24 protein-coding genes and 1 pseudogene are annotated in these 20,663 nt (G+C 69.9%); 18 read left to right on the top strand and 7 right to left on the bottom strand.

Annotation, left to right across the window (positions count from 1 at the left end):
- Window positions 1-270: 270 nt before the first annotated feature.
- The 4 genes from EV186_RS24975 to EV186_RS24960 form a co-directional block, all read right to left on the bottom strand.
- A complete protein-coding gene (locus tag EV186_RS24975) occupies window positions 271-597 on the bottom strand; it encodes a J domain-containing protein (protein ID WP_133851818.1) in 327 nt (108 codons plus the stop codon).
- Complete coding sequence (locus EV186_RS24970) at window positions 594-950, bottom strand: hypothetical protein (RefSeq protein ID WP_133851817.1); 357 nt, start codon at window positions 948-950, stop codon at window positions 594-596. Before EV186_RS24970 ends, EV186_RS24975 begins: the two co-directional genes overlap by 4 nt.
- Before the next feature lie 22 nt (window positions 951-972).
- Window positions 973-1,158, bottom strand: a complete 186-nt coding sequence (locus tag EV186_RS24965) for a hypothetical protein (protein WP_133851816.1) — start codon at window positions 1,156-1,158, stop codon at window positions 973-975.
- A gap of 85 nt (window positions 1,159-1,243) precedes the next feature.
- Window positions 1,244-1,675: an Hsp20/alpha crystallin family protein gene (locus EV186_RS24960; protein WP_133851815.1), complete on the bottom strand. Its 432-nt coding sequence runs from the start codon at window positions 1,673-1,675 to the stop codon at window positions 1,244-1,246.
- Between the two features lie 653 nt (window positions 1,676-2,328).
- On the opposite strand from EV186_RS24960, the gene EV186_RS24955 reads away from it, so the two are divergent.
- Entirely contained in the window at window positions 2,329-2,652 is a 324-nt protein-coding gene (locus EV186_RS24955) for a helix-turn-helix domain-containing protein (RefSeq protein WP_133851814.1), read from the top strand.
- Window positions 2,653-2,843: 191 nt separating this feature from the next.
- Here EV186_RS24955 and EV186_RS24950 read toward each other — a convergent pair whose 3' ends face one another.
- Window positions 2,844-3,653 carry a GAF and ANTAR domain-containing protein gene (locus EV186_RS24950; protein ID WP_133851813.1) on the bottom strand — a complete coding sequence of 270 codons (810 nt, stop codon included), beginning with the start codon at window positions 3,651-3,653 and terminating at the stop codon, window positions 2,844-2,846.
- 339 nt (window positions 3,654-3,992) lie between these two features.
- Here EV186_RS24950 and EV186_RS24945 point away from each other — a divergent pair, with 339 nt between their 5' ends.
- From EV186_RS24945 to EV186_RS24890, 12 genes are all read left to right on the top strand, one after another.
- Window positions 3,993-5,213 (top strand): glycosyltransferase, encoded by a 1,221-nt coding sequence (locus EV186_RS24945; protein ID WP_133851812.1) that lies wholly within the window; start codon window positions 3,993-3,995, stop codon window positions 5,211-5,213.
- Window positions 5,213-5,815, top strand: a complete 603-nt coding sequence (locus tag EV186_RS24940; protein ID WP_133851811.1) for a D-sedoheptulose-7-phosphate isomerase — start codon at window positions 5,213-5,215, stop codon at window positions 5,813-5,815. The genes EV186_RS24945 and EV186_RS24940 overlap by 1 nt, the downstream gene beginning before the upstream one ends.
- Window positions 5,803-7,185, top strand: a complete 1,383-nt coding sequence (gene rfaE2, locus EV186_RS24935) for a D-glycero-beta-D-manno-heptose 1-phosphate adenylyltransferase (protein ID WP_243754252.1) — start codon at window positions 5,803-5,805, stop codon at window positions 7,183-7,185. The genes EV186_RS24940 and rfaE2 (EV186_RS24935) overlap by 13 nt, the downstream gene beginning before the upstream one ends.
- Window positions 7,166-7,861, top strand: coding sequence for an SDR family oxidoreductase (locus EV186_RS24930; RefSeq protein WP_133851810.1), 696 nt, complete (start codon window positions 7,166-7,168; stop codon window positions 7,859-7,861). The genes rfaE2 (EV186_RS24935) and EV186_RS24930 overlap by 20 nt, the downstream gene beginning before the upstream one ends.
- Window positions 7,858-9,333 (top strand): D-glycero-beta-D-manno-heptose 1-phosphate adenylyltransferase, encoded by a 1,476-nt coding sequence (gene rfaE2, locus EV186_RS24925; RefSeq protein WP_133851809.1) that lies wholly within the window; start codon window positions 7,858-7,860, stop codon window positions 9,331-9,333. Before EV186_RS24930 ends, rfaE2 (EV186_RS24925) begins: the two co-directional genes overlap by 4 nt.
- A 141-nt stretch (window positions 9,334-9,474) precedes the next feature.
- A complete protein-coding gene (locus EV186_RS24920; RefSeq protein ID WP_133851808.1) occupies window positions 9,475-9,969 on the top strand; it encodes a hypothetical protein in 495 nt (164 codons plus the stop codon).
- Window positions 9,966-11,207, top strand: coding sequence for an NRAMP family divalent metal transporter (locus EV186_RS24915; protein ID WP_133851807.1), 1,242 nt, complete (start codon window positions 9,966-9,968; stop codon window positions 11,205-11,207). Before EV186_RS24920 ends, EV186_RS24915 begins: the two co-directional genes overlap by 4 nt.
- A complete protein-coding gene (locus EV186_RS24910) occupies window positions 11,204-11,608 on the top strand; it encodes a PRC-barrel domain-containing protein (protein ID WP_133851806.1) in 405 nt (134 codons plus the stop codon). The genes EV186_RS24915 and EV186_RS24910 overlap by 4 nt, the downstream gene beginning before the upstream one ends.
- Window positions 11,595-11,861, top strand: a complete 267-nt coding sequence (locus tag EV186_RS24905; RefSeq protein WP_133851805.1) for a ribosome maturation factor RimM — start codon at window positions 11,595-11,597, stop codon at window positions 11,859-11,861. The genes EV186_RS24910 and EV186_RS24905 overlap by 14 nt, the downstream gene beginning before the upstream one ends.
- Before the next feature lie 294 nt (window positions 11,862-12,155).
- A complete protein-coding gene (locus tag EV186_RS24900) occupies window positions 12,156-13,172 on the top strand; it encodes a ScyD/ScyE family protein (protein WP_166659312.1) in 1,017 nt (338 codons plus the stop codon).
- A 148-nt stretch (window positions 13,173-13,320) separates the two neighbouring features.
- Window positions 13,321-13,983 carry a Type 1 glutamine amidotransferase-like domain-containing protein gene (locus tag EV186_RS24895; protein WP_133851803.1) on the top strand — a complete coding sequence of 221 codons (663 nt, stop codon included), beginning with the start codon at window positions 13,321-13,323 and terminating at the stop codon, window positions 13,981-13,983.
- The gene (locus EV186_RS24890; RefSeq protein WP_166659311.1) at window positions 13,962-15,038 is read left to right on the top strand and encodes an ankyrin repeat domain-containing protein; all 1,077 of its coding nucleotides are present in this window, start codon (window positions 13,962-13,964) and stop codon (window positions 15,036-15,038) included. Before EV186_RS24895 ends, EV186_RS24890 begins: the two co-directional genes overlap by 22 nt.
- Here EV186_RS24890 and EV186_RS24885 read toward each other — a convergent pair.
- Window positions 15,016-15,855 carry an SCO4651 family lipoprotein gene (locus EV186_RS24885; RefSeq protein ID WP_133851801.1) on the bottom strand — a complete coding sequence of 280 codons (840 nt, stop codon included), beginning with the start codon at window positions 15,853-15,855 and terminating at the stop codon, window positions 15,016-15,018. The genes EV186_RS24890 and EV186_RS24885 overlap by 23 nt on opposite strands.
- 209 nt (window positions 15,856-16,064) lie before the next feature.
- Here EV186_RS24885 and EV186_RS40845 point away from each other — a divergent pair.
- Both EV186_RS40845 and EV186_RS24875 read left to right on the top strand, forming a co-directional pair.
- Window positions 16,065-16,163 (top strand): annotated as a pseudogene (locus tag EV186_RS40845) (dihydrofolate reductase family protein); the annotation flags it as partial.
- A gap of 45 nt (window positions 16,164-16,208) precedes the next feature.
- Window positions 16,209-16,736, top strand: a complete 528-nt coding sequence (locus tag EV186_RS24875; RefSeq protein ID WP_208115793.1) for an O-acetyl-ADP-ribose deacetylase — start codon at window positions 16,209-16,211, stop codon at window positions 16,734-16,736.
- Window positions 16,737-16,750: 14 nt separating this feature from the next.
- Here the strand turns inward: EV186_RS24875 and EV186_RS24870 are convergent, their stop codons facing one another.
- Window positions 16,751-17,470 (bottom strand): TetR/AcrR family transcriptional regulator, encoded by a 720-nt coding sequence (locus tag EV186_RS24870; RefSeq protein ID WP_133851799.1) that lies wholly within the window; start codon window positions 17,468-17,470, stop codon window positions 16,751-16,753.
- Between the two features lie 80 nt (window positions 17,471-17,550).
- On the opposite strand from EV186_RS24870, the gene EV186_RS24865 reads away from it, so the two are divergent.
- The 3 genes from EV186_RS24865 to EV186_RS24855 all read left to right on the top strand — a co-directional run bounded on the left by EV186_RS24865 (window position 17,551) and on the right by EV186_RS24855 (window position 20,657).
- On the top strand, window positions 17,551-18,411 hold the full coding sequence (locus EV186_RS24865) for an NmrA family NAD(P)-binding protein (RefSeq protein ID WP_341815382.1): 861 nt from the start codon (window positions 17,551-17,553) through the stop codon (window positions 18,409-18,411).
- A 147-nt stretch (window positions 18,412-18,558) separates the two neighbouring features.
- On the top strand, window positions 18,559-18,795 hold the full coding sequence (locus EV186_RS24860) for a hypothetical protein (RefSeq protein ID WP_243754251.1): 237 nt from the start codon (window positions 18,559-18,561) through the stop codon (window positions 18,793-18,795).
- Between the two features lie 173 nt (window positions 18,796-18,968).
- Window positions 18,969-20,657: an SdrD B-like domain-containing protein gene (locus tag EV186_RS24855; RefSeq protein WP_166659310.1), complete on the top strand. Its 1,689-nt coding sequence runs from the start codon at window positions 18,969-18,971 to the stop codon at window positions 20,655-20,657.
- The last annotated feature ends 6 nt before the right edge of the window (window positions 20,658-20,663 follow it).

Below are 20,663 nucleotides of genomic sequence, written 5' to 3'. Positions count from 1 at the left end.
CCCGTCTGGCTCAGAGGTGGCGCCGAACCGGGCCGGCCCGCAGGTGCGGGGACATGGCGCCGTCAGGGTGGACGCGGATCGGGATGCGGCGCCCTTGGCGGGCGGGCTCGTCGTCGCCCGTGGGGGCGGCGCGTTCGCGGAGTTGTTGTCGGTACGCGGCGATCACCTGGCGAGCCGGTCGCGGTCCGGGTGGGCTGTCCCGGAGTACCGGTCGGGGTGGCAGTCGCGAAGCGCGCGGCGGTAGGCGGCCTCGAGGTGCTGGGGACTGGCTCAGGGATGGCGCCGGACCGGGCCGGCCCGCAGGTGCGGGGACGCGTTGTTGTGGGCGGTGTCGGCGGTGTGGATGCGGACCGGGATGCGGTGCCCTTGGCGGGCGGGCTCGTCGTCGCCCGTGTGGGCGGTGCGTTCGCGGAGCTGGCGGTAGGCCGCGATCACCCGGGCGAGCCGGTCGCGGTCCGGGTGGGCTGTCCCGGAGTACCGGTCGGGGTGGCAGTCGCGAAGCGCGCGGCGGTAGGCGGCCGCGATGTGCTCGGGACCGGCCGCGGGATCGACGCCCAGCACCGTGTACGGGTCGGGGACGGGCTCGTCGGTGGTCATGTCGTAGTGGGCATGAGCCGGCTCGTCTCGGCGTAGAAGCCGCGCGCCGCGGTGTGGGCGTCGTGCAGGGCGCGGCGCAGCGCCGCCAACTCGCGACCGGCGCGGGCCAGGGGCGGACCCGCCGGGCCGCCGTCGAGGTGGTCGGTGTGCTGGGCGATGTCCTGGGCGAGCAGGGTGGCCAGCCCGTTCAGTTCGCCGGTCAGCCGGGCGAGTTCCCAGCCGGTGGCCCGCAGTTCCGCCACGCTCGGTCGATCGTCCAGTTCCGCGGCGAGGATGGCGGCGTCGATGGTGCGCGTCGCGGTGGCGAGGGTGCTGGTGATCGTTGCCGGTGTTCGGCGTCGGGTGGTGCTCATCGTCTTACCCGCTCTTCGTGGTTCAGTGCCAGGGTTCGTCGTCGGGCACCGGTACTTCGCGCTGCTGGTCGGCGAAGTCGGCGGGATCGGCCTCGGTGACGGCGTCCGGGTCGATGTCCTCGGTGTCGTTTGCGCTGTCGTCGGTAGTGGTTTCGGCTGGGCGCTGCTGGTCGACGAAGTCGGCGATGGGGACGGCATCGTCAGTCATGGCGAACTCCTTGCTCGTCGCGGATCGCCCGCCCCGGCTCGCGGACGGCCTTGGCGGGCGGGCGATCGACGAGCGGATCGATGGCTCAGGCGTTGATCTGCTTGGCCTCGCTGCCGGCGTTGACGGTGATCTTGCGCGGCTTGGCCCGCTCGGCCAGCGGGATGCGCAGCGTGAGAACACCGGCGTCGTAGTGGGCGTCGACGTTGTCGGCTTCCAGCGTGTCGCCCAGGAACAGCTGCCGGGAGAACACGCCACGCGGCCGCTCGGCCACCTGGACCTCGGCGCCGTCGCCGTAGTCCGGGTCGCGTTCGGCCCGCACGGTGAGCACATTGCGTTCGACGTCGAGGTCGATCGAGTCAGGTGCGACGCCGGGCAGGTCGAACTGCACCACGTACTCGTTGCCGATCCGGTAGGCGTCCATCGGCATGGTCGCCGGTCGCGCGGTCGTGCCGTTCGCGCCGAAGACCTGCTGGGCCAGCCGGTCGAGTTCCCGGAACGGATCGGTTCGCATCAACATCGTGTGCCCTCCTTGTCTCCTTCCTGAATTCGGCTCGAAAGTCGTGGGTCGCGGCCCCACCGCCCTATCTCCGGACGGTGGGGCCGGATGGGGGAACGTGATCGTGTTGCCTGGTCGAGGCGAGGTGCCGCGGGGCTGCGCCTACGGGCGCGGGGCCGGGACGCGCAAGGTCTCGCCGGCCGTCATCTGGAGCAGGTACCTCGCCGGACCGGGGTTCGTGGGAATCGAGTGACCACCCACCTTCCTCGTCGGGAGTTCGGCAAGGGCCGGCTGTGGCGGAGGGCCGCGCTCCCGACGTGGTGGTTCTTGCGGTGGGATCGGCACCGACGGCCACCGGTGGGATCCCGGTGCGAGCACAGGTAGGTGTCGGGGACGTCCGCGCTCGGGACGCCCTCGGGGCGTCGGCCGCGGTGGCACGCGACGGTCGAAGTTGGCGGCCACGATCGCGCTGAACTCCGCGTCCAACAACGCGGGGTCCGCGCAGACCAGCTCGGCGAACCCGCTGGTCATGTCCCGATCACGGGTGATGTCCGGCATCGTCGCTCACTCCCCGGCGCGTGTCGTGATTGCCACCAGGTCATGCATTGCTCACTCATTTCTATAGCACGCACTGCAGGTTGTTTCAAGCATCTACCGCAGATAAGCTCAAGTGCGTGACTGACCTGAGCCACCTGGACGACCAGGACTACCCGGCCTTCACCACCGGTCAGGCCGCGAAGATGCTGGGAGTGCAGGAAGCGTTCCTGCGCAGCCTGGAAACCCACGACCTCGTGCGCCCCGAACGGTCGGAGGGCGGGCACCGCCGCTATTCACGCCGCCAGCTCACGCTCGTGGCGCGGGTACGCGAACAACTCGACGAAGGGCACACGCTCGCCGCCGCCGCGCGGATCACCGGCCTGCAGGACCAGCTCGCCGACGCCCACAACCAGATCAACGAACTGCGCGCCCAACTCGCCCGCCACAACCCGGACCGCTGACCCCACACCCGGACGCTTCCCCAGGCGTGTCCCACCTTCAGGCCAGGTGTGTCCCACGTTCCGACCGGGCGTGTCCCACGTTCGAGCCGGGCGTGTCCCCTCTTCCGACCGGGTGTGTCCCACCTCCGGACCGGGTGTGTCCCCCGTTCCGACCGGGTGTGTTCCCCGTTCGCTCAGGTGTCCCGGCTCGGTCACTCGGTCGCGGCGCGGTCGTCGAGTTCGGCTCGTCGCGCCACGATGGTCTCGGCGATCTTCGTCAGCCTGATGTTCAGGTCCTGCGACGTGCGGCGCAACAGGTCGAACGCGTCCTCGGCGCTGATGCCCCGTCGCTGCATGAGGATGCCCTTGGCCATGCCGATCGTGTCCCGGGAGTCGAGCGCCTTGCGCAGGTGCTGTTCCTGCAAGTCGGCTCGGGTGAGTGCTTGCGTGTTGGCCAGGGCCAGCGAGGCGTGGGTGGCCAGCAGCAGCGCGATGTCGCGGTCGTGGGCGTCGAAAGCGTTGGCCTCACGGGAATAGCAGTTCAGGGCGGCGCACGGTCGCGGCTGGTGGGCGTCGTACAGCAGGGCCGTGGACAGCACCGAGCGGAACCCGTGCTTGGCCGCCGCGGGCCCGAAGCTCGGCCACGCCGGCTCGGTGGCCAGGTCGGGGCTGGAGAAGTAGGCCGGCCCCGGCGTCTTGCTCGCTTCGACGCACGGGCCCTCTTGGTTGTCGTATTGAAGTTGGTCCAGTTCGACGGCGACCGGGTCGGTCTCGACCGGGGTGTGGTAGGTCCCGTCCGGCGCGCACAACGTCACGCTGACCACGTCGGCACCGGGCACGACCTCCAGCGCGACCACCACGACCTCTTGGAGCGCGCCGGCGACGGTGTCGGCGTGCAGCAGGGTCTGGGTCAACAGGGCGAACTCGCGAGCCAGCGGGCCGATGTCCTGTGAGGAGGGATCATGGCTGCCGGCGACGAAGGCGACCTTGTCCCGATGCCAGTCCTGCTCGGTGGCAGCCATCCGGCTGGTCCTCCTGTCTTCACCACTGGCGCGGTGCCGCCCGGGTGTCCCGACGATGCTGTCGCCAACGCTAGTACCGGTTCACGTCGGCGGCGCCCTTTGGCACGAGCCGCATACCGATGAGTTCGCGGTGCGGGGCGCACCACAACCATGTGAAGTAACGCTACTCAGCGTAGTGGTCACATGGAGTAGTAGTTCGTGATCCTGTGTTTGTGGGGGAGAAGCACGGCAATACGAACGCCCATGACGACAGAACGCGCATCGGGGTATGCGGCGGCACTGCCCCGAGAACACGGCGGAGGCGGCAGATCCCGGCCTTCGCTCCCGGGCACGCGACCCTTGAAACTGGCGATGGTGTCCGAACACGCCAACCCCCTCGCCGTGCTCGGCGCGGTCGACGCGGGTGGGCAGAACCTGCACGTGGCCGAGTTGTCGGCGGCGCTGGTGCGGCTCGGCCACGAGGTCACCGTCTACACCCGGCGGGATCACCGTGACCTACCGGAATGCGTGGTCGCGCCGAACGGCTACCGGGTGGTGCACGTGCCGGCCGGCCCGGCCGAGCACATCCCCAAGGACGACCTTCTCCCGCACATGGACGCGTTCGCCCGGTACCTGCGCGAGCGCTTGCGCGACGACCGCCCCGACGTGCTGCACACCCACTTCTGGATGTCGGGTCTCGTCGGGTGTCGCGTCGGCCGCGAACTGGACGTCCCGGTCGCGCACACCTACCACGCGCTGGGGACGGTGAAGCGTCGCCACCAGTGCGACGCCGACACGAGCCCGGCGGAGCGGGTGGCGGTGGAGTCGGCCATCGGCCAGGCCGCGGCCCGGGTCATCGCGACGTGCAGTGACGAGGTATTCGAGCTCGCCCGGATGGACGTGCCCCGCGAGAAGATCTCGGTGGTGCCGTGCGGGGTGGACACCGATCAGTTCTCAGTGGACGGTCCGGTGCCCGCGAAGAAGCTGCCACGACGCATCGTCAGCGTCGGCCGTTTGGTGCCACGCAAGGGTTTTGCCGACTTGGTCGCGGCCTTGCCCGCCCTGTCCGGCACCGAACTGGTGATCGCGGGCGGGCCCGCGCAGGGTCAGCTCAGCGACGACCCCGAGGCCGCCCGGTTGCGTGCGCTGGCCGCGGAGTTGGGGGTCGCCGACCGGTTGTCCTTGCTGGGGCAGGTTTCCCGCGACGACATGCCCGCGTTGCTGCGCTCGGCGGACGTCGTGGCGTGCGTGCCGTGGTACGAGCCGTTCGGCATCGTGCCGCTCGAGGCGATGGCGTGCGGTGCGCCGGTGGTCGCGGCCGCGGTGGGTGGGCTGACCGACACGGTGGTCGATGGCGTCACCGGTGTGCACGTGCCCGCTCGCGACCGGTCCGCACTCGTCGCCGCGCTGCGTGGACTGCTCGCCGACGCCTCCCGTCGCGCCGAGTTCGGCGCGGCGGGACGCGACCGGGTCTGCTCGCGTTACACCTGGTCGCGCGTGGCGGTCGACACGGTCCGGGCGTACCAGAAGGTGTGCCCCGTGGCGAGCGCTCCCGCCGATTACCTTATGGGGGAGAGCTGATGACGGTCCAGCTACCCGATCCGGTGACCACCGCCCACCTCGACGACCTGCAGGTCGCGCTGACCGCGTTGCGCGCCATGACCCCGCGCCTCGCGTGCTGGGGCAACGACCTGGCCCACCGGCTGTCGACGGGCGGGCGCCTGCTCGCCGCGGGCAACGGCGGCTCGGCCGCCGAGGCGCAGCACCTGACCGCCGAGCTGGTCGGCCGGTTCGACGGTGACCGGCCGCCGTTCTCCGCGATCGCCCTGCACGCCGACACCTCCAGCATGACCGCCATCGGCAACGACTACGGCTACGCCGAGGTGTTCGCCCGGCAGGTGACCGCGCACGCGCGTGAGCGTGACGTGCTGGTGCTGCTGTCGACCAGTGGGCGCAGTGAGAACGTCGTTCGCGCGGCGCACGCGGGCCGTGCGGCCGGGGCGAGCGTGTGGGCGCTGACCGGTCCGGGGCCGAATCCGCTCGCCGAGGCCGCCGACGACGTCGTTTGCGTACCGGGCCCGACCGCCGTGGTGCAGGAGGCCCACCTGATCGCCGTGCACCTGGTCTGCGCCGCCTTCGAGAACGCGCTGCGCCGACGGCGGGAAGGCCGGTGGGCGTCGTGAACCTGGTCGTGGTGGGGGACTGCCTGCTGGACGTGGACCTGATCGGCACCGTCACCCGGTTGTGCCCCGACGCGCCCGCACCGGTGCTGGCCCAGCGGTCGCAGCGCAGCCGGGCCGGCGGGGCCGGGCTCGCGGCGCGCCTGGCCGCAACCGACGGCGTGGACGTCACCCTCGTCACCGTGATCGCACCCGATGCGGATGGCGCCGTCCTGCGCGAGTGCCTGGACGGGCTGCGGACCGTGGCGGGCCGGGCCGAGCGGTCCACCTCGGTCAAGACACGGCTGATCGCCGACGGACGGCCGATCGCGCGAGTGGACCGCGGCGGCGACGGACCGGCACCGCTCGCGGACGACCGGATGCTGGCCGCGCTGCACGAGGCCGATGCGATCCTGGTGTCCGACTACGGCTGCGGGCTGAGCGCCGACCCCCGGTTGCGTGCGGTGCTCACCGAGCGGGCCGCGCGGGTGCCGGTCGTGTGGGACCCGCACCCGCGAGGTGCTGAGCCGGTTCCCGGTGTCGCGGCGGTGGTGCCAAACTTGGCTGAGGCCAAGGGATTCGCCGGTGTCGATGAGACAGGCCTGGCGGGGGCGTCCCGGTCGGCGGCGTGGTTGCGCGAGGCGTGGCAGGTCGACGCCGTCGTCGTCACGATGGGTGCGCGGGGCGCGTTGCTGGTGACCTCGAGCGGGGAGCAGCTCGTGCCGGCTCCCGAGGTGCGGGCCGTCGACGTGTGCGGTGCCGGGGACCGGTTCGCCTCCGTCGTGGCGACGGAGTTGATGCGTGGTAAGGGTTTGCCGCATGCGGTGGCCGACGCGGTGCGTAAGTCCGCGGCCTTCGTCGCGGCGGACATTGCCGAAGAGATGTCCCGACAGTCCATAGTGGACGAGAAGGCGACGGCGCAGGAACTCGTGGCGGCGGTGCGGGAGCGGGGCGGCACGGTCGTCGCCACCGGCGGCTGCTTCGACCTCCTGCACGCCGGGCACGCCAGGACGTTGCGGGCAGCGCGGGCCCTGGGTGACTGCCTGGTGGTGTGCCTGAACTCCGACGAGTCGGTGCGCCGTCTGAAAGGCGCCGGCCGGCCGATCACCGGTCAGCGCGAACGAGCCGAACTGCTGGCCGCGCTGGACTGCGTCGACGCGGTGGTGGTGTTCGACGAGGACGGCCCGCAACAGGTGTTGTCGCAGCTGCGTCCGGACATCTGGGTCAAGGGCGGGGACTACACGCCGGACCGGTTGCCGGAGACCCCGTTGGTGCGCAGCTGGGGCGGCACGGTGGTGGTGACGCCGTACCTGGAAGGCCGCTCCAGCACGAGGATCGCGGAAACGTTGACGTCGATCGTGGAGGAGGGCGACTGTGTCCCAACAGGACGGTAGGACTTTGCTGGTGTCCGGCGGAGCCGCCGGACTCGGCGCGGCGGTCGTTGCCGCGGCGGCCGAGCGGGGCTGGCGGCCGCTGGTGCTGGACAAGCAGGCGCCCAGCGGCCCGGTCGCCGATTTCCGTGCCGTGGACGTCGGCGACAGCGCCGAAACCGAGGACGCGGTGCAGCAACTCGTGCGCGAGCACGGCGGTCTCGACGCGGTGGTCACCGCGGCCGGTGTGGACAGTTGCGGCCCGCTGACGTCGGTGTCCGCGGCGGACTGGGAGCGGGTCATCCGGGTCAACCTGCTCGGCACGGCCGCCGTAGTGCGCGCGGCATTGCCTGCGCTGCAGCGCTCGCACGGTCGCATCGTGACCGTGGCCTCGACGCTCGGCTTGCGGGTCGCGGGGGACGCGTCCGCCTACTGCGCTTCGAAGTTCGGCGTCGTCGGCTTCACCAGGGCGATGGCCATGGAACTCGCCGGCCAGGTCGGGGTGACCCTGGCGATCCCCGGTGGCATGCGCACCGGGTTCTTCGACGGTCGTGAGGAGCAGTACAAACCGCCGGACGTCACCAAGCTGAACCGGCCGGAGCACGTGGCGGAGAACATCATGCACGTGCTGACCCGCCCGCGTGGCGCCGAGATCCGCGAACTGGTGATGTGCCACGAGGAAGAACCGTCCTGGCCATGAGCCGCGCGAACGGCGTGAACCACTACGAGCTCTCCGCCGAACTGCCCGGGCTGGTGGCCGGGCGGGCACCGACGGTCTACGTGCTCGGCGACGTGATCCTCGACGAGTGGTTGTCCGGCACCGCATCCCGGTTGTGCCGAGAGGCGCCCGCTCCGGTGGTGGAGATCGAGCATCGGATGGTCGCGCCCGGCGGCGCCGCCAACACGGCGGTCAACCTGGCCGCGCTGGGCGCCCGCGTGCGCCTGGTCTCCGCCGTCGGCGACGACGAGCCCGGCAGGGAGCTGCGCTCGGCGCTGGCGACGGCCGGCGTGGACACCGAGCTGGTGGCGGCCTCGCCGCGGCGGCGGACCGTCGCCAAACGCCGGATCGTCGCCGGCGATCAGGTGCTGCTCCGCTACGACGACGGGGTCGGCAGGCGCGCGGACGCGCCCGCACCCCTCGCCGTCGACGTGGACCTGTCCGAAGCCGACGCCGTGGTCCTGTGCGATTACGGCCTCGGCGTGCTCGACTCGCTGCACGACGCGGTTCGCGCGGCCAGACCCGGGATCGGCCTGCTGGTGGTCGACGCGCACCACCCGGGGCGGTGGCGGGACCTGCGGCCAGATCTGGTCACGCCCAACGCGGCCGAGCTCGAAGCACTGCTCGGCGCGCCGGTCTCGCGAACCGCACCCGAACGGGACCTGGCGAACCGCCGTGACGCGCTGCACGAGGCGACGGGCGCGACCACCGTGGTGGTCACCCTGGACCGCGACGGCGCCGTCCTGGTGCGCGAGGACGGTTCCGTGCACCGCACGTGGGCGCGCCCGGTGCCGGACACCCACACGGCGGGCGCGGGCGACACGTTCTGCGCGGCGCTGACCTCGGCGCTGGCGGCCGGGCTTCCGGACGCGGTGAGCGTCGAATTCGCCCAGGCCGCCGCGGACGTCGTCGTGCACCGGCCGGGTACCGCGGTGTGCGGCACGGTCGGGCTGGCGGAGCGGCTGAGCAGTTTCCACGGTGCCGTGCTCAGCCACGACCGGCTGGCCGAGGTCGTCGCCGAGCACCGCGAGCGCGGCCGGCGGGTGGTGTTCACCAACGGCTGCTTCGACGTGCTGCACAGCGGCCACGTCGCCTACCTCAACCAGGCCAAGCAACTGGGCGACGTGCTGGTGGTCGCGGTGAACTCCGACGCGGGCGTGGCCCGGCTCAAGGGCCCCGGGCGCCCGGTCAACCCGATCGACGACCGGGTCGCCGTGATCGCCGCGCTGAGCTGCGTCGACCACGTGACCGTCTTCGACGACGACACGGCAACGGGTCTGCTGTCGCGGCTGCGGCCCGACATCTACGCCAAGGGCGGCGACTACACGCCCGAGATGCTGGCCGAGACGCGGGTCGTGCGCGACTACGGCGGCGTCGTCCGGATCGTCGACTACGTCGAGGACCACTCGACATCGGCGGTGATCGACCGGATCCGGGACGGGAGTACCGCCTGAGCCGTCGCAACGTTCGGTCTACACAGGACCGGCGGCCACATTCGGACACAAACGGCAAAGGCCACCGCAATGGCGGCGCCACTACGTGAATCGTTGCCGTCCGGCGGTGTATTTCCCGGTGGAAACGGGTAGATCACCGTCATGACGTGGTGGCGTGCGCACAAGGGTGCGACGATCACGGCCGCGGTCGCCATCGTCGTGCTCGCGGTCGTGGCGGTGTTCGCGCTGATGCCTTCCGACACGGACGACTACCGCAACACGGCGGTGAAAACGGCCCAGGACACGCAAAGCGAGGTCCGCACGGTCAGCCTCGCGCTGCAGGCGGATCTCGCGGGCAAGACGTACGACCCCTATCTGTCCACAGTGCTCTGGCAGGCGCGGTACAACGTGTCGACGTCGGCGAGCGACCTCGCCGGTGAGGAAGTGCCGGATCCGACCGCGGCCGCGGTGCAGAAGCGCCTCTCGGGCCTGCTCGACGAGGCGATCACCTCGATCGGCGCCGCGGACGCCGCCACCGGCATCGAGGATGACAACGCGCGGCACCAGGCGATCGAGGGCGTAGTGCACCGCCTCGACGAGGTCGGCAGCCGGCTGCAGAAGTTCACCGAGGCCACGCGGGCGGAGCTCAATTCATGAGCGGCGGGGCGGGGAAGAAGGTCCTGGGTGTCACCCTCGGCGTCCTCACCGCGATCGGCGGGTTCGTCGACATCGGTGACCTCGTCGCGAATTCGCAGGCAGGCGCACGGTTCGGGACCCGCCTGCTGTGGGTGGTCGTGCTCGGCGTGATCGGCATCTGCGTGTTCGCCGAGATGGCCGGGCGGGTGGTGGCGGTCAGCCACCGGCCGGTGTTCGACCTGATCCGCGAACGGCTCGGCGCGCGGATGGCGATGGTCACGCTCGTCGGCTCGTACCTGGTCACCCTGCTGACCCTGGGCGCGGAGCTCGGCGGTGTCGCGATCGCACTGCACCTGGCCACGAGCGTGAACTACCTGCTGTGGGTGCCGGTCGTGGCGTTCGTGTTGTGGGTGGTGCTGTGGCGGGTCAAGTTCGACACCCTCGAGCAGGTCTTCGGCCTGATGGGCCTGGCGCTCATCGTGTTCGTGGTCGCGGCCTTCGCGCTCAACACCGACTGGTCGAAGGTGGGCGGTGAGCTGACCGCCGCGCCACCGGACACCGAGAACTGGATGACCTACGGGTACTTCGCGGTGGCGCTGTTCGCCTCGGCGCTGACGCCGTACGAGGTGTTCTTCTTCTCCTCCGGCGGCGTCGAGGAGCGCTGGAACCGCTCCGACCTCGTGACCTCGCGGGTAAACGTCTTCGTCGGCTTCCCCCTCGGCGGGCTGCTCGCCATCGCGATCATGGTCTGCTCGTCGGTGGTGTTCGAACCCGCGATGGTGAACGTCAGCAACGTGAGCCAGGCGGTGCTGCCGGTGGCGATCGGGTTGGGCAAGATCGGCCTTGCCGTGGTCATCCTCGGCGTCTTCGCGGTCACCTTCGGCGCCGCCATGGAAACCGGGCTCTCGGCCGGGTACACGGTGGCGCAGTACTTCGGCTGGCAGTGGGGCAAGTCGGTGGCGCCCAAGCGGGACGCCCGCTTCCACACGGTCATCCTCGTCAGCATCGTCATCGGCGCCGTCATGCTCCTGACCACGCTGGACCCGGTGCAGATCACCGAGTACTCCCTGATCTTCTCGGCGGTCGTGCTGCCTCTGACCTACCTGCCGATCCTCCTGGTCGCCAACGACCGCGAGTACCTCGGTGACCAGGTCAACGGCAAGATCCGCAACGCGCTCGGCGTGCTGTTCCTGATCATCATCCTCATCGCGGCGATCGCGGCGATCCCGCTGCTCATCATCACCGGAGCGGGCAAATGACCACGACACCGGACGGACCGGACCCCCTGCGCATCGACTTCCATCTGCTCGACCGGCAGATCGTCGACCCGGCCGGCGCCAAGATCGGCAAGGTCGACGACGTCGAACTCGAGGTCGGCGACCAGGGCGAGCTCCGCATCGCCGCGCTGCTGGTCGGCCAGCACGTGCTCGGTGAACGCCTCAAGGGCGCGGTCGGCCGCTGGCTGGCCGCGGTCGCCACCCGGCTGCACCCCGAAGGCCGCCCGCAGCCGCTGCGCATCCCGTTCGAACACGTCACCAAGGTCGACAGCGAGGTGATCGTCGGGTTGCGCAAGGAGCTGTTCGAGACACCCCCGCTGGAGAAGTGGTTGCGGGACAACCTGATCGGCCGGATCCCCGGAGCAGGCCATGCGAGCGAGTGACCTCATCGGCCGTCAGGCCTACGACCGCGGCGGCCGCCCGCTCGGGCGGATCACCGAGCTGCTCACCACACCGACCGACGAGTGCTACGTCGTGCGCGCTGCCCTCGTCACGCCGGGGCACGAGGGCAGGCTGATGGGCTATTCACGACCCGGCTTCGACGGCCCGTGGCTGATCCAGCGCATCGTCGAGCTGCTGAACCGCGGAACCCACGAGGTTGCGTGGGAGGACATCCGGCTCGACCCGGGTGCGTGACCCGCCGCTCGATTCTTCGACGGATCCATTTCTGTGCGTTTGTCACTGTTTTGCTTGGCCGAACGGCTGAATGCGCGGTGAAGTGGCGCCATTCGGTGGTGCGGGTTGCCGGGAAACGGCGATACGGTGCATCGCCTGTTTGGTTGGTGTGGACCGGAATCGTGAGGCGAATACATGACCACGTTGCGAAGATCGATGAGAGTGTTGCTGATCGCCGTGCTGGTTTTCGCGATCGGGCTGCCGGCCACGGCGAACGCCCAGGGAGAACAAACGAACGCCAGCACCATCCGTGTGGTGGCAACGGGTTTGAACGCTCCTCGCGGCGTGGTGTACGACCAGCGGCGCAACCGGGTGCTGGTCGCCGAGGCAGGGGTGCTCGCAGGGGACACCGGTCCGTGTGGTTTCGCCGAGCGCGGCCTGCCGTTCTGCTTGGGCCTGACGGGTTCGGTCTTCGAATACTCCGAACGGAGTGCCCAAGGGCGCAGGATCGTCACGGGACTGCCCTCGGCCGGAATCCAGAACGGGCTGTCCGTGGTCATTGGTTTGCACGATTTGGCGATCACCGGTGACAAATTGACCGCGGTGTTCGGGTTGCTGGGCACCAAGGCGTATCGCGATTCACTTGGTCCGGATGCCGCGACAATGGGACAGGTCGTGACGATCAACCACGCGGGCAAAGTCGTCCCGCGCGGTGACGTGACCGCCTTCGAGGACCAGTACTTCCCGGGGCACATCGAGTCCGATCCCTACGGCATCCAGACCGGCCCGTACGGGACGGTGGTCGCCAACGCGGGCGGACCGGATTCGCGGGGCAACGACCTCCTGCTGGTGCGCCCGAACGGAGCGATCAGCGAACTGGCGCAGTTCCCGGCCCGCCAGCCGGCGGCGGACCCGACCGACACGATCGAATCGGTGCCCACCACGGTGATGCAGGGGCCCGATGGCGCGTTCTACGTCGGTGAACTCACCGGAGCGCCGTGGTACACGGGCGAAGCCCGGGTCTACCGCGTCGTGCCCGGCCAGCCCGCGACGATCTACGCGCAGGGATTCACCAACATCATCGACTTGACCTTCGACCCGCAGGGCCGGCTGGTGGTGCTGCAGACGAGCACCAACAACCCCTTCGACGTGACCCGCGACGGCGCCCTGGTCCGAGTCGAGCGCGACGGGTCCCACACCACGCTGGCGAGCGCCGGACTGCGCAACCCGGGCGGCGTGGCGGTCGCCGGTCCGAGTTCGTTCTACGTGACCCTGGGCACCGCGACCAGCGGCGGCACCGGAGAACTGGCCCTGGTCCAGCTCACCAGCTGACCCCGGCGATCTCGCGACGCCCGCCCATGCCGAAGGGCGGGCGTCGCGCCATCGCGTCGGCGATCTGAAGAACTCCAAACGGGTGCGCGAACTACGCTGAGCCGGCTCGACCCTGATCTTCAGACCGCGCGTCAACCCGGAGGAACCGGTGAAGCTGCTGCTCACCTCGGGCGGCGTCACGAACCCGAGCATCCACTCGGCGCTCGTGCAGCTGCTAGGCAAGCCGATCGCCGAGTGCCGCGCCCTGTGCGTGCCGACCGCGCAGTGGGGTCACCCGATGTGCGGCCCGGCCTCGGTGCGCGGCTTCGTGGCCGCCGAGCCCACGTGGCGGCATTTCTCCGGCCTGGGCTGGGCGTCGCTCGGCGTTCTCGAACTCACCGCGCTGCCCACCATCGGCGCGCAGCGTTGGGTGCCCTGGCTCCGGGAGGCTGACGTGCTCCTCGTCGACGGCGGCGACGCGACCTACCTGTGCCACTGGATGCGGGAGTCCGGGCTGGCCGAGCTGCTGCCGTCGCTGCCCGACTTGGTCTGGGTCGGGGTGAGCGCCGGGAGCATGGTGATGACGCCGCGGATCGGCGCGTACTTCGTCGAGTGGGCGGACGCGCCGGACGACCGCACGCTGGGCGTCGTCGACTTCTCGATCTTCCCGCACCTCAACGCTTTTCCGACCAATTCCCCGGCCGATGCGCAGCGGTGGGCGGCCGACATCGAGGGTCCCGCCTACGCCATCGACGAACAGACGGCCATCAAGGTCGTCGACGGCGCCGTCGAGGTGATCTCCGAAGGAGAATGGACGAAGTTCGGGTCATGACCGGGGCGATGCCGACGCCGGGTGTCCTGACTCCGAGCTTCCCGGCTCCAAGGGTGGAGCTCGGACGGTGGTTGGCGCTGCAGGTCGAGTTGTTGCGTGGCGCCGTTGTTCGCGGCGACGAGGTGGCGATCGAGGTGCTCCGCTTCGCCGACGTGCCGCCGCCCGCCCAAGGCGATCGGCTCGGCGTCGAGCCGGCGCGGTTGGCCATCGCCAAGGATCACTGGTACGCGGACTGGACGGACGCGCTCGCCCACGGGCACGACATCGTGGACACCCGGTTCGAGGCCGCCGCGGACGCCGTCCACGCGGGCGACCTCGACACGCTGCGCCGGCTGCTGGACGCGCAGCCCGCACTGGCAACGATGCGTTCGCCCTTCCCGCACCGGCAGACGTTGGTGCACCACGTGGCGGCGAACGGGATCGAACGCGAACGCCAGCTCCGGTCGCCGACGAACGCGGTCGACGTCCTGCGGTTGTTGCTCGAGCGGGGCGCCGACTCGGACGCCACCTGTGAGAGCTACGGCGCAGGGAGTGGCACGACGGCGTTGTGCCTGCTCGTGTCGTCGGTCCACCCGGCGGTCGCCGGCGTGCAGGCCGCCCTCGTCGAGGCGCTGTGCGACGCCGGTGCCCGAGTGGACGGGATCGACGACGACGGCCTTCCACTGTGGACCGCGATCTTGTCCGGGCACACCAAAGCCGCGGAGGCGCTCGCCGGATGTGGTGCCCGCGTGGACAACCTCTGCTTCGCGGCGGCCCTCGGCGACCTCGACGAGGTCCGGCGGTACTTCGGCGCGGACGGTGGCCTGCGCACAACTGTCGCGCCGCTGCAACGGATCGGTGCCCACGGTCCGGAGCTGGTGCCGGCCCTGGTCGTCGAGTACGCGCTGATCTGGGCCGCCGCCCACGCCCGCCGCGACGTGGTCGAGTTCCTGCTCACCAAGGACCCGGACCTCCGCGTCACCGAGCCGTGCTTCCACGCCACGGCACTCGGCGCCGCCCGGTACCACGGAAACGACGAGATGGTCGCCTTGCTCAGCCGCCGGGCAGGGCCGTGATCTCGTCGGACGACGGGGCCGAGATGGTGACCTTCTTGCCCCAGTCGGTGAACTCCATGTTCATCTTCACGAAGGCCTTGGCGCCGACCGGCTGATCCATCGTCACGCGCAGCGGGAGGCTGTCCCTGCTGATCCAGACCGACTCGTCAAGGCTCTTGATGCCTGCCGCGGTGACGGCTTGGCGCTGCTGGTCGGTCAGCGTGACGTGGTTGCTGGCGAGCAACTTCGTCACGTCGATGGCCACGTCGTAGCGGTCGGCCGCGGTTCCGCCGACCTGGTCCGGCCGCACGCCCTTGATCGTCACAGCGTCGTTGTCCTGCAGGTAGCTCACGGCCTGCCGGGGATCCGCGGACCGCTCGATCTGCTCGAGCTGCGGTCCGAGCTGCTTCGACAGCTGGTCCGTCCCGTCCGGACTGATCTTGACCCACGGCTTGTTCGCGGGCACGCCCGCGTTCGCCGGCAGCTTCAGGTACGCCACGTGGCCGTCGATCACCATCGACATGGTCAGCTGCTCGGTCCCCGAGTCGATGGCGTACTCGGCCTGCATCTGCAGGCTGCCGGCGGTTTTCTTGGAGTCGCCCGTGAACTTGATGGCCACGTTCTGCCCCGCGCCGTCGACGGTGATCGTGCCCGCGGTGTGCGCGCTCCAGTCGGCCTTCGTCTTGCCCGCCATCGCCTGGATCAACTGACCGAACGTGACGTGCTGCACCGCGAGCCGGTCACCACCGGCCGACCCGCCGTTGGCGCTCTTGCCGCACGCGGTCATCGAGCCGGCGGCCACCAGCACGAGCAAACCGGCACCGATACGTCGCAACACTGCGATTCCCCCCAAGCCAATGGCAAAGATGTGTCAACCGGTCATCGAGGCATTCATGACCATCGTTACCGCCGCCATGGACTTCGGCGAGCGCGCCATTCATGCCGCCACGCGATATCGCATGTGCGTGACGTCGGGTGCGTTGAGCACGCGGGTCAGCTCCAGCTCGACGTGGTCCGCGCCGAACAGCCGCCGCCCGCCGCGCCGGAGACCGGAACGTGCTGGTGCACGGCGCCACCCTCGCGCAGTCGCTGTTTCGCGCGGGGCTGCTCGACGAACTGGAGATCCACTTGATCCCGGTCGTGCTCGGCGCCCGAGATTTCGATCGACCTTCAAGTCGCCCGGACCGGACAATGCCGAACGTGGACCTCATCGAACTCGTCCTGGGCGACATCACCGAGCAGGATGTCGACGTCATCGTGAACGCGGCGAACTCTTCCCTGCTCGGTGGCGGCGGCGTGGATGGCGCCATCCACCGCAAGGGCGGCCCGGAGATCCTGGCGGAGTGCCGAAAGCTGCGGGCCGGGCACTACGGCGGCGGGCTCAAGACGGGGCAGGCCGTGGCCACGACCGCCGGACGGCTGCGTGCTCGCTGGGTCGTGCACACGGTCGGACCTGTCTGGCCGTCGACCGAGGACCGTTCCCACCTGCTGGCCGACTGCTACCGCAACTCGATGCACGTCGCCGCCGGCCTCGAAGCGCGCAGCATCGCCTTCCCCGCCATCTCCACCGGGGTCTACCGCTGGCCGGTCGAGTCCGCCGCGGAGATCGCCTTGACCGCGATCACTCAGACGACAAAGGAAATGCCAGGGATCGTCGTCGTGCGCATGGTGTTGTTCGATCAGCGGACCTACGACGTGTTCCAGTCAGCTGCCCGATAGATGCACTCTCACCGTCAGAAGGCCTCGATGACGCGGTCCAGCCATTCGGTGAGGAGTCGCCTTTCCGCGTCGGTAAGGGTTTTCAGCTCGGCGGCGACCGCCCGGAAGGCGATCGTCGCGGCGGCTCGGTCGTCCTGCCGGCGTGGGGCGGCGTCGGTGAGGATGTGGCGCAACACGGCGTCGTAGAGGGCGTCGGCGAGTTCGGGGTCGCGGTGCTGCGGCGGGGTGGCGAGCAGGGTCTGGATCGCCCCGACGCCCGCCGCGTGGATGAGCTCGACGGCTCGCCGTTCGCTGACCCGCAGCCGTCCGGTGGCCGCGACGCGGCGGACGCGTGACTCGAGGACCCGTCGGCCGGACTGCGCCGCGGGGGAGTGCCGCACCCGGTCGGGATCGCTGAGCAGGCGGAAGACCGCCGGGTTGGCCAGTCCGAAGTCGATCTGGGTGCGCCAGCCCGCGCGCAGGTCGGCCAGCGGATCGACGTCCTCGGCCGCAGCGGCCTCGACGGTGGCGGCCTTGGTGGCGACGTACGCGGCCATGACGTGTTCGGCCACGGCTTCGAGCAGGCCGTCCTTGTCCCCGAAGAGGCGGTAGATGGCGGGGGCCTGCATCCCGGCGGCCTCGGCGACGCCACGGGTGGTGACGGCCGCCGGGCCCTGCTCGCGCAGCAGCCGTGCCGCCACCTCCACGATTCGTGCCCGTGCGTCGGTCCTGGTCTCGCTGCTCGCCTCCACCATGTTACCGATGATAGCGCCAGCTTGTTATCCCCGTTGTATCGGTGTTACCGTCAATCCGATTCCACTGATAGCAACGAAGGGTGACCACGTTGATCATCGTCACCGGTGCGACCGGCGCACTGAACGGCGCGACCGTCGAGCACCTCCTCGACCGGGTCCCGGCCGGCGAGCTCGGCGTCGCCGTCCGCGATGCCGCGAAGGCCGTGCGGTTCGCCGAGCGTGGCGTCGAGGTGCGCCACGGCGACTACGCCGACCCCGCGTCGCTGCCTGCCGCTTTGGCGGGCGCCGACCAAGTGCTGCTGGTTTCGTCGAACGACCCCGGCGCCGACGCGGTGAGCCTGCACCGCGCGGCGATCTCGGCCGCCTCGGCAGCGGGCGTCGGGCGCATCCTGTACACCAGCCACCAAGGCGCCGCGGCCGATTCCCCGTTCCGGCCGGCGGTGGTCCACGCCGCGACGGAGCGGCTACTCGCCGATTCAGGGGTGCCCTGGACGTCGCTGCGCAACGGCTTCTACGCGCACAGCCTCGCCTGGCTCGCCGGCCCGTGGCGGGAAACCGGCGTCGTGACCGTTCCCGCCGATGGCCCGGTGTCGTGGACCGCGCGCGAGGACGCCGCCGAAGCCGCGGCGATCATCCTGACCTCGAACCACGCTTACGAGGGCCCGACCACGATCACCGCCAATGCGGCCCCCACCTTCGCCGACCTCGCCGAGACCGCCTCGGACCTCACCGGCCGCGACATCCGCATCGCTGTCGTCGACCCCGACGAATGGGTCGCCGCCCAGGTCGCCACCGGCCAACCGGAGCAGATGGCACGCTTCACCCTCGGCATGTACCAGGCGGCCGAAAAGGGCTTCTTCGCCGGCACCGACCCGTTGCTGACCACCCTGCTCGGCCGCGAACCCCGCTCCGCCCGCGACATCCTGGCTCGACCGCAGTAGGCGCTCGAAGCCGGGGTTCAAGGAATCACAGTGCTGACGAGACGCCGGATCCGGTCGAGGTCGATGTCCGCCGCGAGGTGGGTCTCCTCCGGCAGCTCGTCCGTAGACGGGTCGATACCGAACAACAGGCGTGGCAGCGTGGGGTGGATGACGAGCCCGATCAGGTCGTTCGAGATGGGCGATCGCGTTGCCGTGGAACAGTTCCTCGTCAGCCGCGGCTTCTCCGCGGCGATGGCGCAATCGGTGCTGGACATGGACCTCGCCGCCGAACGCGGCATCAACAACACCGTGCCACGCACCACCGGGAACACCACGCCCACCACGTTCCGCGAGTTCGCCGAAGAAGCCATCAAGCCGGCAGTAGCCGAACCGGTGGCGCGGTAAGAGGTTCCTCGAAGGGCGACTCCGTCAGCCAGAGGTGGAGACGACCGCCGACGAGATGTCCTGGACAATTAGCGGTCATTCATCGCCGTGCCGGTAACCGCGGCCTCAATAACATCGACGATCTGAAGAAAGTCTGATCTGACTCAGAAGGGCGCGGCATGTCGCAAGGAACAATGACCAAGCTTCGTGGCCCGTTGGTAATTTTCGCCGGAGTCGTGCTCGCCGTGGTCGGGTTCACCACCCCGGCTTCAGCGACGGTGTTGTGGCCCAACGAGGACAACATGCTGGGGGCGAACCCCTACCGGTACTCCTACATTTTCGACCCCGGATCGGGTGCGATCACCCAAGAACAATTCGCTTCGCCGCAACTGACCGACTTCTACACGGGGCACGGGTTCGACAAGAACTTCATGTACTGGGCTCCGATCGTGGCGATCGACCCACCGAACGAAATCTGGAACGGGTGCGACGACAACGGCGGCGGCCTGTGCCCCGAGGCCAACATTCACTCGGGAGTCCAGACGGTGGCCGCTGAGGTCGCCTCCGGTCAGGTCCACGTCAAGTTGTGGAACGGTGCGTTCATCGGTGACGCCTGCGGCAACTGGAACCACAGTGGCGCCGGGCCGGTTCCGACGATCAGCGGTACCAAGTACGAGGACCTCAACGGCGACGGTGCACGCGAGGCGGGCGAACCGGGGCTCGCCGGCTGGCAAATCGACCTCGTTTACGACGGCACCGTGGTAGCCACGACCACCACCGGCACCGACGGTGGCTACCGCTTCGCGCTCGACGCCGACCGCCTCCCCATCAGGGCCGGCACATACGCGGTCGCCGAACACAGCCAGCCGGGCTGGGTTCAGTCACACGCCCCGGACGCGGTCCCGATCGGGTACGGCGTCGCCGACAAGAACTTCGCCGGGCGCGACTTCGGGAACTACCGGCCGGCGACCGTCGAGGGGCGCAAGTTCGACGACCACGGTGCCGATGGCTCCGGTACCGGAGATCCCGGGATCGCCGATTGGACAATCACCTTGAGCAACGGGGCCAGCGCGACCACTCGGACCGACGGCAACTACGGCTTCGGCGGGTTGCGCCCGGGCACGTACACCGTGCAGGAGCAGGCGCGCGACGGTTGGCGGCAGACCGCGCCAGGTACTGGCACTCGCACGGTGACTGTCACCAGCGGCCAGGTGGTCGACGGGGCCGACTTCGGCAACGTGTGCCTCGGCGTGATCAGCGTGACCGCGCCGGACGGAGTTGCCACTCGCGTCGACGAGGTGACCGTGCCCGGCATCCTCACCAACGACCCGCCGGTGCCCCGCACCGCATCCGGCACCGCGACCATCGCGAACCTGCTGCCGGGCACCTATCGGGTGACGTTGACGTTGCCGGACGGGGTGTTCACCACGGATCCGGACCTCACGTCGATCAACGGCAGCTTTGCCATCGTCAAAACGGTGACCGTGCCCGAATGCGGAGCGGCCACGATCACGCCGGTGTTCGTCACGTCCCAGCCCGGCAAGATCACCGGTGGGGTGCGCATCCTGGTGCCCGGCGGGTTCGCCACCGCGGGCTTCGAGTTCATGCAGCGCACCGACGGCCCCAGGGGCACGCTGGAGTTCAACGACCACGCGAGCGGCATACGTCTTCATACCTCCGACATCACGGGCATTTCGGTGTCCGGGACCGATGCCTACATCTTCGGTCACGCCACGGTCGGCGATGCGGTGTATTCGTTCCGTCTGCACCTGGTCGACGCAGGCGAACCAGGCAGCGCCGACCGCTTCGAGTTGATCCTCGCCAACGGTTACACGGCCGGATTCGCTGAAACCCTCGACGGCGGCAACGTCCAAATTCACTGACCCGAG

This window comes from Labedaea rhizosphaerae, assembly GCF_004362825.1.
Taxonomy (GTDB): Bacteria; Actinomycetota; Actinomycetes; order Mycobacteriales; family Pseudonocardiaceae; genus Labedaea; species Labedaea rhizosphaerae.
Note: the sequence above shows the minus strand (reverse complement) of the source record. Positions and strands in the feature narration are given on the sequence as shown.